The sequence below is a fragment of the Pseudomonas sp. genome, assembly GCF_026224925.1.
In the GTDB taxonomy this organism is placed as follows: Bacteria; Pseudomonadota; Gammaproteobacteria; order Pseudomonadales; family Pseudomonadaceae; genus Aquipseudomonas.
In genome coordinates this window covers 1-10,060 of record NZ_JAMFRV010000073.1, presented here as the reverse complement: position 1 = coordinate 10,060, position 10,060 = coordinate 1, and the positions used below count along the sequence as shown (strand labels likewise).

General features: G+C 60.3%; 10 protein-coding genes. 6 read left to right on the top strand and 4 right to left on the bottom strand.

Annotation, left to right across the window (positions count from 1 at the left end; genetic code table 11):
* Positions 1–957: alpha/beta hydrolase (locus tag M0974_RS03275; RefSeq protein WP_297832730.1), on the bottom strand; the 957-nt coding region annotated here is incomplete at its 3' end.
* Positions 958–1,190: 233 nt separating this feature from the next.
* Between M0974_RS03275 and M0974_RS03270 the strand changes: the two genes are divergently transcribed.
* Positions 1,191–2,126 (top strand): LysR family transcriptional regulator, encoded by a 936-nt coding sequence (locus M0974_RS03270; RefSeq protein ID WP_297832727.1) that lies wholly within the window; start codon positions 1,191–1,193, stop codon positions 2,124–2,126.
* Here M0974_RS03270 and M0974_RS03265 read toward each other — a convergent pair.
* The 3 genes from M0974_RS03265 to M0974_RS03255 form a co-directional block, all read right to left on the bottom strand.
* A complete protein-coding gene (locus M0974_RS03265) occupies positions 2,111–2,566 on the bottom strand; it encodes a heme-binding protein (RefSeq protein WP_297832725.1) in 456 nt (151 codons plus the stop codon). The two genes, M0974_RS03270 and M0974_RS03265, sit on opposite strands and share 16 nt — an antisense overlap.
* 2 nt (positions 2,567–2,568) lie before the next feature.
* Positions 2,569–3,918: an amidohydrolase family protein gene (locus M0974_RS03260; protein WP_297832722.1), complete on the bottom strand. Its 1,350-nt coding sequence runs from the start codon at positions 3,916–3,918 to the stop codon at positions 2,569–2,571.
* 115 nt (positions 3,919–4,033) lie between these two features.
* Positions 4,034–4,957 (bottom strand): LysR substrate-binding domain-containing protein, encoded by a 924-nt coding sequence (locus tag M0974_RS03255; RefSeq protein WP_297832720.1) that lies wholly within the window; start codon positions 4,955–4,957, stop codon positions 4,034–4,036.
* A gap of 320 nt (positions 4,958–5,277) precedes the next feature.
* Between M0974_RS03255 and M0974_RS03250 the strand changes: the two genes are divergently transcribed.
* From M0974_RS03250 to M0974_RS03230, 5 genes are all read left to right on the top strand, one after another.
* On the top strand, positions 5,278–6,219 hold the full coding sequence (locus M0974_RS03250) for a VOC family protein (protein WP_297832717.1): 942 nt from the start codon (positions 5,278–5,280) through the stop codon (positions 6,217–6,219).
* Between the two features lie 7 nt (positions 6,220–6,226).
* Positions 6,227–6,592, top strand: coding sequence for a Rieske 2Fe-2S domain-containing protein (locus M0974_RS03245; protein WP_297832713.1), 366 nt, complete (start codon positions 6,227–6,229; stop codon positions 6,590–6,592).
* A 131-nt stretch (positions 6,593–6,723) separates the two neighbouring features.
* Entirely contained in the window at positions 6,724–7,854 is a 1,131-nt protein-coding gene (locus M0974_RS03240; RefSeq protein ID WP_297832710.1) for an FAD-dependent oxidoreductase, read from the top strand.
* A 79-nt stretch (positions 7,855–7,933) separates the two neighbouring features.
* Positions 7,934–9,610 (top strand): DUF1302 domain-containing protein, encoded by a 1,677-nt coding sequence (locus M0974_RS03235; RefSeq protein ID WP_297832707.1) that lies wholly within the window; start codon positions 7,934–7,936, stop codon positions 9,608–9,610.
* Between the two features lie 88 nt (positions 9,611–9,698).
* The coding region (locus M0974_RS03230) for a DUF1329 domain-containing protein (protein ID WP_297832733.1) at positions 9,699–10,060 on the top strand (362 nt) is incomplete at its 3' end.

Below are 10,060 nucleotides of genomic sequence, written 5' to 3'. Positions count from 1 at the left end.
GGTTACCAGGAACGGCACCTTGATACGGTCAAGCACGCCGTCAAGATGGACGTTTTCGGCGATGGTCATGAACGCATCGATATCCTTGGCGCCCCACACCCAACTCACATGCGACCAGTAGTGCGGAACCGGGAAGCTGCCTTCTTTTTCCAGCCGACGCTTTTGCACATCACGCCAATCGTGGTTAGCGCCCCAGACCACGCCGCAGGCAAAGCGCGGCTCAAACGCCACCGCACGCGGACAGTAGTAACCCCCAAGCGACACGCCTTCCATACCAATACGCTTGGCATCCACATCGTCTCGGGTTTCCAGCCAGTCGACCACTCGGCTGGCCCAGTGTTCGCTGTCGAAACGCGCAATCAGGTTGTGCAGGCGCAAGGCTTCGCCGGTACCGGGCTGGTCGACGATCAGCGATGACACGCCGCGTTTGGCCAACCACATCGGTAAACCAACGCGGTATTTCATTTCCTTGGTGGAGTCCAGCCCGTTGACTTGAACCAGTATCGGCGCAGGGCCTTGCACGCCTTCGGCACGCACATACAGCGCCGAAAGGTGGGTGCCCTCGTAGGGGATTTCCACGCGCTCGCAGTTCTCGTTCGACAGCGCCAGACCCCGTGTGAAGGCGTCGAGGAAGCGCTGGTAGAGCGCCAGGCGTCCTGGCGCACCGTGGGCTTGCAGGCGTTCGCAGGTCAGGTAATAGGTGGCGGCGCGGCTGTATTTTTCACCGGCGGATAGCAAGCGGTTATTTGATTCGTCTTCCTCGGCCAGCGAGCACAGTTTGTCGGCCATGCGCGACCAGGTTTCGCGGAACGCTTGGGTGCCGGCGGCATCCGGCTGTTTGGCAGCGTCCTGCAGCGGCGCGCACATTTCTTCGATTTCGCCGATCTTGGCACCCATCTCGATGGCGAGGTCTACGGACAGGTTCCACACATAATTGGTCGGAAAATAACGGAACATGGGTCTTTCTTCCTTTGGTTTTTATTAGCAGAAGGAGGCGTATGTCGAACGTTAAGGAATGAACCTGTATTTGGGTAATCGAGTGTCTGGATGCGAGGTATCGCGAACGCCGATACAAAACATTGTCGTCAGGCATTTCTTTTCGCGATACCAGCCAGCGCCAACCACGATTGGTCGACCAGAAGGTGGTCGCCTCAAGATGGGAGGAGGGGGATCGCAGACCGGAGAAGTGCATGCGTTATCGTCGTCTGGACCTGAACCTATTGGTGGCCCTGGAGGCTCTGCTTGGCGAGAGCAGCGTCAGTCGTGCCGCCGAGCGTTTGCATCTCGGGCAATCGGCGACCAGTGCGGCGCTGGGTCGTTTGCGCGAGTACTTCAATGATCCGCTGCTGGTCCAGGTCGGTCGCCACCTGCAACCCACGGCCTTGGGCATCGCGTTGTTGCCCAAGGTTCGCGAGGCGCTGACTCTGACCCGAGAAATCGTCGACGTGCCGGTGGGCTTTGATCCCACAGCCTGCGAGCGCCGAATCACTCTGGTGGCGTCGGACTACATCACCTCAGTGTTACTGCCAGCCGTCAGCCGCGAGTTGGCACGTCAGGCGCCCGGCATTCGTCTATGTCTGCGCGACCTGCCATTGCCTCGCGACGGTGATGTAGTCAGTGAGGCCTTGGAGTACCGGCGCAGCGAATACGTGATTGTGCCGCAACGCCGGCTCAACGCCGCGTATCCACATCTGCCGTTGCTGAAGGACGAGTTATGTTGCATCGTCTGCCGCAAGCATAAGCCGTATGCCGAGACCCTGAGCCTTGCCGATTACTGCGCTGCCGAACACGTAGTGCGGGAATTCAGTGACGGGCGCAACTTGGCGATGGACGCCTTGCATTTGCAGGTGCTGGGTATCGAACGACGGGTGGGCGTGGCACTGGAAAGCTTCTCCCAGATGCCGGGGTTTATCGTCGGTAGCGCGCGGGTCGCCACGGTATTTCGCCGCCAGGCTGAGCAATTCGTGCAGCGCTACCCCTTGCGTATTCACCCGACGCCGATTGTGTTTCCCGACGCCGAGCAAGTCTTGCAATGGCACCCGCACCAGGACCACGATCCGGCCCTGGTGTGGTTTCGCAACCTATTGCTGGAGCAGGCTGCACGTCTTGATCAGCTCCCCAACTGAGGATCGCCGGTGTCGGCAATCAGCCCGACTTCAGCGATTGCCCTTAGCGCGCAACGTTCGTCGTTGTCCGATGTGTCGCCGCTGATGCCAATGGCGCCAAGCAGCTCACCCGCACTGTTGCGAATCAGCACACCACCGGCTACCGGAATCACTTCACCCTTGGTAAGGCTGTTGATCGCGGAAAAGAACACCGGCATCGCCTGAGCCCGACGCGCCAGTTCACGACCACCCATGCCCATGCCGAGACAGCCGCGGGCCTTGCCGGTGGCGATTTGTGGGCGTAGAAAACTGGCATTTTCATCGCGCAGCAACGCCAGCGGATGGCCAGCGGCGTCCAGCACGGCGGCAGCCAATGGGCGAATACCGAGGCTGTCCGCGCTGCGCACAGCGGTAATGGCGATACGGGTGGCCGTCTCGAGGTCGAGTCTTTGTACGCTCATGCTCACAGGCTCCATTTACCCAGTTGCGCGACGCGGTCGCGGGTGTAGAGATCGGTCCATTTCAGGCTGTTGAAATCCGACACCTGCTTGGGGTTGTAGGGGCTGCGTTGCAGATCGACCGCCTGGCCGGCCTTGTACACCGCCTTGATGCGAGAGCGGTCCTGAAGCACGCGAATGTCGTGCAGGGGCGACGCGTCGAGCATTAGAAAATCTGCCTGCTTACCGACCTGCAAGGTGCCCAGGGTTTCACCGCGAGGCATGCAGCGCGCGCCGACGGCGGTGGCGGCGTACAGCGCTTCGGCCGGGGAAAAGCCGATGCGGGTCACCAGCAACTCCAGTTCCCGCGCATGCCACTCGCCATAAGGAGTCACCGCAAAGCCACTGTCGCTGCCACAGGCAAACGGAATGCCGGCGGCCTTGGCCCGTTTCAATATCGCAGAACCAACTTCCAGCGTGCGTGCGCAGTAGCCGGCGTAACCGGTGGTGATGGCAGGATCATGGGACTGGCAAAAGTCCACGGTGTTTTGCGGAAAGGTCATGGTTGGCGCGAGGATACTGCCGGCTTCGAGCAGCGCTTCGATGCAAGCGTCGTCCATGTAGAAGGCATGAAACACCAGATCGACCCCGGCTTTCGCCGCGTACATCACCGCTTCACGGCCATAGGCGTGGGTCGCCACTTTGCAGCCGAGACGGTGGGCCTCTTCGACCATCTCATGGGTTTCGACGGCGGTGAACGCCGCAATGATTTCGCCATTGGGTCGTCGATGAGTGCCGTCCATGGCGATCTTGATCAGGTCGACACCGTCCTTGGCCTGCTTGCGAATTTCCGCCAGGGCTTCGCTGCGGCTGGTGACTAGGCGCGCAGTGAAAAAATCCGGTGTGCCGACCCGGCTGGGAAACCAGTCGTTGAGGCTCTGACGGTTGGTGATCACCCGGCTGCTGGCGGCGATGCGCGGGCCTTCGAACATGCCAGCGGCGATGGCGTTGCGCACGGAAATGCTCAACTGGCCGCTGTCACCGGGGCAAACCATGCTGGTGACGCCCGCCGCCAGCACATGCCGGGCGAAGAACATCCCACGCAAGGCGCGGAATTCATCGGTGGTCCAGATATCGATGTCTTCCTCGCTCTGCGCATTGCCGAAGGCGAGGTGGGTGTGCACGTCCACCAGACCAGGCATGACAAAACCATCGCCGGTGTCGATGACTTTATCGCCTGGCTGTGGGGTCGGTGCCTGGCTGCGCGGGCCAACATAGCTAAGCAGACCATTGTCCACCACCAGCGTCTGTTGTGGGCGGGTGTCGAGGCTGGTGCCGTCGAACAGGGTGTGACAGTGCAGGTGCAGGGTGCTCATGGCGGGGTCAATCTCCTGGGGCAGTAAGCCAGGAGAGTAGGGTGAGGCTGTCCATGTCCACCAACAGATTGCGTCGATGCCCGGCTATCGACGGCGTCGATAACCGATCCGCGGGTCACGCCGCCGCGAGGCGATCCAGATCCAGCGTGAACTCACTGATGCGTTCGCGCAGCCAGCGGTGCATGGGGTCCCCGTCCATGCTGCGGTGCCAGAGCATGTGTTCGCGCATCACCGGCAGTTTGACCGGCGGCGGCAACAAGCGCAGGGGTAGGTGCTCGGCGTACAACTCGGCCAGACGACGGTGGGTGGTGGCGATGCGTTCGGTACCCACCACCAGTTGCGGCAGGGTGTTGAAGTCATTGGTGATGACCTCCAGGCGTCGGCTGAAGCCGTACTGATTCATGAACCAGTCCTCGATACTCAGATGCCGATTACGGCCGAAGCCCACCGAGATATGCCCCATCTGCATGTACTGTTCCAGTGAGAGGGCGTTGCCCACCAGCGAGTTACCGTTCCACACCACGCAGACATGTTCCTCCTCAAACAACAACTGTGAAGGGTGGCCCTCGATGATGTAGCGCTCGGGCACGATCATCAGATCGACCTCACCGCGTACCAGCAGCTCTGAGGAGTTATCGCTCGGGCCAAGCAATTCGAAGGTGATGCGCGGTGCGCTGTGGTGAATCCTCTGGATTACCCGAGCCATCATCACACTGATCAGGTAGTCGGAGACGATCAGACGAAAATGCCGCTTGCTGGTGGTGGGGTCAAACACCGGCTTGGCGGTGATCGATGACTGGATCGTCAGCAATACTTCGCGCACCGGCCCAGCCAGTTCTAGTGCATAGGGCGTGGGCTGCATCTTGCGCCCCACCTGCACCAGCAACTCGTCTTCGAAATAGTCACGCAACCGTCCGAGTACGCCACTGGTAGCGGACTGAGTCATGTACAGGCGTTCGGCGGCGCGGGTGATGTTTTGCTCTTCGAGGATGACATCGAGCGCAACCAACAGGTTCAGGTCGAGATTATTGAATCGCATGGCAGGGTCTTCGGCTTTTGTATTTATTTTCTCGATACCTTCCGGTCTTGGTATCGCCGCGTCAACCCCATGCAGGTTAGATCACGGCGGCGAATCGTCCATCAAGCCGTTGGCGTGCAGTCTCAGGCAGGTATCGCGATTTCCAATACGTCGCATCCCAACACTCGATTAGTCAGACGCCGGATGCAGCGGCAATCTCTCCAGCCAGTCGGACGGAATTCATATCCCTGCGACGAAACCACCGGATTCGCGAGTCCTGAACGGGTGTAGCTGCCTGAAGTACTGGTGTCCGTATCATAATTTCAATGGAGTGGTATGCCATGAACATCATTGGCCTTGACGCCCTGATCTTTGGTGTCGATGACATCCAGGCGTGTAGCGACTGTTTGCGTGACTATGGTTTGACCCCGGTTGAGGTGGACGCACAGGGTGGGCGCTTCGAAGCCCTCGATGGCACCTCGATCATCATTCGCCCTGCCGACGATGCACACTTGCCGCCCTCCATCGGGCCGGCGCCGTCGCTCAGGGAAACCGTATACGGCGTGGCCAGTGCCGCTGACCTAGATGCGATTGCCCAGGAGTTGGGGCGCGATCGCGAGGTGAGCAGCGATGCCAACGGCGTGCTGCACAGCGTTGACGACATGGGGTTCGCCATCGCGTTTCAAGTCACGGTGCGCCGTCCGTTCAGCGCGTCGGCCGACCTTACTAATGCCCCGGGTAGCGAACCGCAACGGCCGCTGAATCAACTGGGCATCTCGCTGGATATGCCGGCTGTGCCGCGCACGTTGTCGCATGTGGTGTATTTCGTGCCGGACGCGGCCAAGGCCGAGGCGTTCTATGCCGAGCGCCTGGGCTTCAAGACCACCGACAGGTTCACCGGCGTCGGGCCATTCATGCGCCCAACCGGTTCTGATGATCACCACTGCCTGTTCATGATCCAGACCCCGCCGCACATGAAGGGGTGCGAACACTTCACTTTCCACATGGGCAGTGGCACTGAAGTGCTGCTCGCCGGTCGCCGTTTCGAGCAGAACGGCTGGACCAGTTTCTGGGGGCCAGGCCGTCATCTATTTGGCTCCAACTGGTTTTGGTACTTCAACAGCCCGCTGGGCTGTCACATCGAATATGACGCGGACATGGACAAGCACGACGATGCCTGGGCGGCACGTCAGGCACCGATGTCGGCGGATAACTCGCAGTTGTTCCTGTTTACCGCTCGAGATAAGTGGGCCCCCAGCGGTCCACCTCCGAAGCAGGGTTGACCGGGCGATGGCGGCCGTCGAAGTGATTGTCCTGTGTCGACTCGACGAGTTGATCGAAGGTGAGGCTCGCGGATTCGATCCGTTGCAGCAGGGCAAGGATGCGTTGTTCGCCCTGCGCAGTGCGGGGCAGATACGGGTGTATCGCAACAGTTGCCCGCATTTGGCGGTGCCGTTGCAGTACCGCAAGGACCGTTTTCTCTCTGCGGATGGCCAGCGAATCATCTGTTATGCCCATGGTGCGCAGTTCCTGCCGTTGACCGGCGAGTGCGTCTACGGGCCCTGTCTGGGCGAGGTTTTACCGGCGTTGGAGTGGCAGGAAGACGCGGGTTGGTTGCTGTTTTCGACCCATCAATTGCGTCCGGTTGAGGCATGAATAAGGTATCGCGTGAGGCGATAGCTCGCATCGGAGCATGCGATTAGTCAAATCCATCGTTTGACGAGAAGCTGTAGTCATCGCAGTCCATGCAGTGGCGCTCTCGCATAAAAACAATAAGTGAGGAACCCATGAAAGCAGTAAGCAACGTATTGATTGTTGGCGGTGGAATCGGCGGCCTGTGCTCGGCCATCGCGCTGCGACGCAAGGGCATCGAGGTCGATCTGGTTGAGCTCAAGTCCGAGTGGACCGTTTACGGCGTCGGTATCATCCAGCAGTGCAACGTGATCCGTGAAATGGCCCGCCTGGGAGTCCTCGATGGCTACCTCGGCGCCGCGTTCCCGTTTGAAGACGTCGCGCTGTACACCTCCGACGGTACCACCCTGGCACGTATTCCTGGCCAGCGTCTGGCCGGCCCGGACTACCCAGCCAACGTCGGTATTTCCCGCCTGGCACTGCACAATGTCTTGAGCCAAACCGCCGAAAAACTGGGCACTCACATTCGATTAGGCCTGAGCGTTGACCGCTTCGAACAGGATGCCGACGGCGTCGATGTTCAGTTCACCGATGGCACCCAGGGCCGCTACGGGCTAGTCGTGGGCGCCGACGGTTTGTTCTCTAAGGTTCGCCAGCTGCTGTTCGGCGATACCTACCAGCCGCGCCACACCGGTCAAGCGGTCTGGCGCCACAATTTCAAACGCGCGCCGCAGATCGACCACCTGGCCAACTTCCACGGCCCGGACGGCAACGCCGGTCTGTGCCCGCTGGCCGACGACTTGATGTACCTCTACCTGACCTCCTATGAACCCGGCAATCCGTGGATGGAGCCCGACAGCCTGGCCGAAGAAATGCGCAAGCGTCTCGGTGCATTCAGTGGCTTGATCGGCGAGTTACGCGAGCAGATTACTGACAGCTCACAGGTGGTCTACAAGCCGATGGAAGTGGTGTTTGTCAGTGAGCCCTGGTTCCGTGGTCGCGTGTTGCTGATCGGCGATGCCGCCCACGCCACCACGCCACACCTGGGGCAGGGCGCCGGCATGGCCATCGAAGATGCGGTGGTGCTTGGCGAACTGATGGGCGAGCAGGGCGCAACACCGATCCAGGTCTTGCTGGAGCGCTTCATGAAACGCCGCTACGAGCGCTGCAAGTTCATCAGCGAAAGCTCGATCCTCGCCGGCGACAAAGAAATCGCGCGCGACCATGACTTCGACCGCGTCGGCCTGGTGCGCCAGATGCTGGCGGTGACGGCGGAACCCATCTAGCGCCAACGGAACGCGATACGGACGCTCCCCTTGATGGGCGCGGCGGAACTTAAAACAAGAACAACAGTGAGGTTTCTCCATGGAACGTACCCACACTGCCGCATTTTGCGGTGGACGCCCTCCCTTTGCCCTCAGTTTGGTCGGACTGCTGGTAGGGATGCTCAGCACTTCGGTGCAGGCGTTCCAGTTCGACACCGGTAACCCCGACATCACCACCCGTTGGGACAACACCCTGAAGTACAGCGCGGCGTGGCGGGTACATGATCAGTCTGACAAGCTCACCGAAGGCCAGACTGCGCTTAACCAGGACGACGGCGACCGCAACTTCAACAAAGGCCTGATCTCCAACCGGCTCGATCTGCTGTCGGAGTTCGACGTCACCTACAAGGACGTCGGTGCCCGGGTCAGCGGAGCGGCGTGGTATGACGATGTCTACAACCAGAGCAATGACAATAACTCCGTCGGCAGGGTGAACAGTTACTCGGTGTCTTCCGATCACTTCACCGACGACACTCGCGACCTGCACGGACGCAAGGCCGAACTGCTCGACGCGTTTATCTTTGGCAAAGGTGATCTGGGCGAGATGCCGGTCTCAGGGCGCCTCGGTCAATACGCCATGCAGTGGGGTGAAAGCCTGTTCTATGGGATCAACGGCATCGCCGGCGGCATGGCGCCAATCGATATCGTCAAAGGCCTGTCGGTGCCCAACACGCAGTTCAAGGAGTTGATTCGTCCGGTGCAACAGATGTCCGGTCAATTGCAGCTGACTCCGGACGTGTCCATCGGCGCCTACTACCAGTTCAAATGGGAATCTGACCGCTTTCCGGCGGCAGGCAGCTACTTCTCCAGCTCGGACACCTTTGGCGAGGGTAATGAGCGGCTATTTGTGGGGGCTCCCGTGTTCCCCGGCGGCCAGCCGCTGGCCTTCTATCACGGCGGGGACAAGGACGCGCAAAACTCGGGGCAGGGCGGTGTGCAACTTCGGATTCGCAGTGAAACCGTGGACTGGGGCCTGTACGCGATTCGCTACCACGACAAGTCGCCGCAGATCCTGGTGCGCCCGGACTTTGCCAACCTGAATCCGGTGAGCGGCCAGGCCGGCGAGTACTACTGGGTTTACCCGCAAGGCATCGAAGCCTTGGGCGCTAGCTTCTCGACCACCTTGAGCAACTATAACGTCGCCGGCGAACTGTCCACCCGTTGGCACCAACCGCTGGCTTCGACCAACCAGACCACGCTGGCGCCGGGCGAAGGCATCAACAACGACAACGATCCGCTATACGCCACCGGCCATACCTTGCACGCGAACCTGTCGTGGTTGGCGACCATGGACCCGTCGTTCATCGCCCAGGAAGCCAGCTTTCTCGGTGAGTTCGCCTGGAACCGCACCCTCAGCGTTACGCGCAATCCCGATGCCGTCGACCCGAATGCCGACCGCGATGCGTGGAGCATGCGTACGGTCTACGAACCGATGTATCGCCAGGCCTTTCCCGGCCTCGACCTGAGTGTGCCGATGGGCCTGAGTTACACCCATGGCAACTCGTCGGCGGTGGGCACGGGCTTTGGTAACAACCACGGCGGCGACATGAACATCGGTGTCAAGGGCAACTACCTCAACTCCTGGAACCTGAGCCTGACCTACACCCACTACTACGGGCCGAGCAGCACCTTCCTCGATGCCAACAATAACTACACCTTCGACCAGGCGTTTAAAGACCGCGATTTCGTGGCTTTCTCCGTCAGCCGCACCTTCTGAGTCAGAGGACAAAAGCATGAATACTCGTAAACGCCTGACTGCCTTACTCACCGTTCTGGCTTCCTCGTTGCTGATCGCTCAAGGTGCCATGGCCGCCGTTGCTCCCGATGAAGCCGCCAAGCTGAAAACCACGTTGACGCCGTTGGGAGGCGAACGCGCCGCCAACGCAGCCGGCACCATTCCAGCATGGAGCGGCGGCTATACCACGGCTGATCCTGATTACAAAGATGGCGGCAAACGCAGCGACCCGTTTGCCAATGAAAAGCCGCTGTACACCATTACAGCGCAGAACATGGGGCAGTACGCCGACAAACTCTCCGAAGGCATCAAGGCGATGCTCAAGAAGTACCCGGACAGCTATCACCTGGACGTGTACCCGACGCACCGCACCGCTGCCGCGCCGCAATGGGTCTACGACAACACTTTCAAGAACGCCACTACCGCAAAGTT

Coding starts and splice junctions, on each gene's coding strand:
- M0974_RS03270 (WP_297832727.1), top strand. CDS start 1,191: ATGCGTTATCGTCGTCTGGACCTGAACCTATTGGTGGCCCTGGAGGCT.
- M0974_RS03265 (WP_297832725.1), bottom strand. CDS start 2,566: ATGAGCGTACAAAGACTCGACCTCGAGACGGCCACCCGTATCGCCATT.
- M0974_RS03260 (WP_297832722.1), bottom strand. CDS start 3,918: ATGAGCACCCTGCACCTGCACTGTCACACCCTGTTCGACGGCACCAGC.
- M0974_RS03255 (WP_297832720.1), bottom strand. CDS start 4,957: ATGCGATTCAATAATCTCGACCTGAACCTGTTGGTTGCGCTCGATGTC.
- M0974_RS03250 (WP_297832717.1), top strand. CDS start 5,278: ATGAACATCATTGGCCTTGACGCCCTGATCTTTGGTGTCGATGACATC.
- M0974_RS03245 (WP_297832713.1), top strand. CDS start 6,227: ATGGCGGCCGTCGAAGTGATTGTCCTGTGTCGACTCGACGAGTTGATC.
- M0974_RS03240 (WP_297832710.1), top strand. CDS start 6,724: ATGAAAGCAGTAAGCAACGTATTGATTGTTGGCGGTGGAATCGGCGGC.
- M0974_RS03235 (WP_297832707.1), top strand. CDS start 7,934: ATGGAACGTACCCACACTGCCGCATTTTGCGGTGGACGCCCTCCCTTT.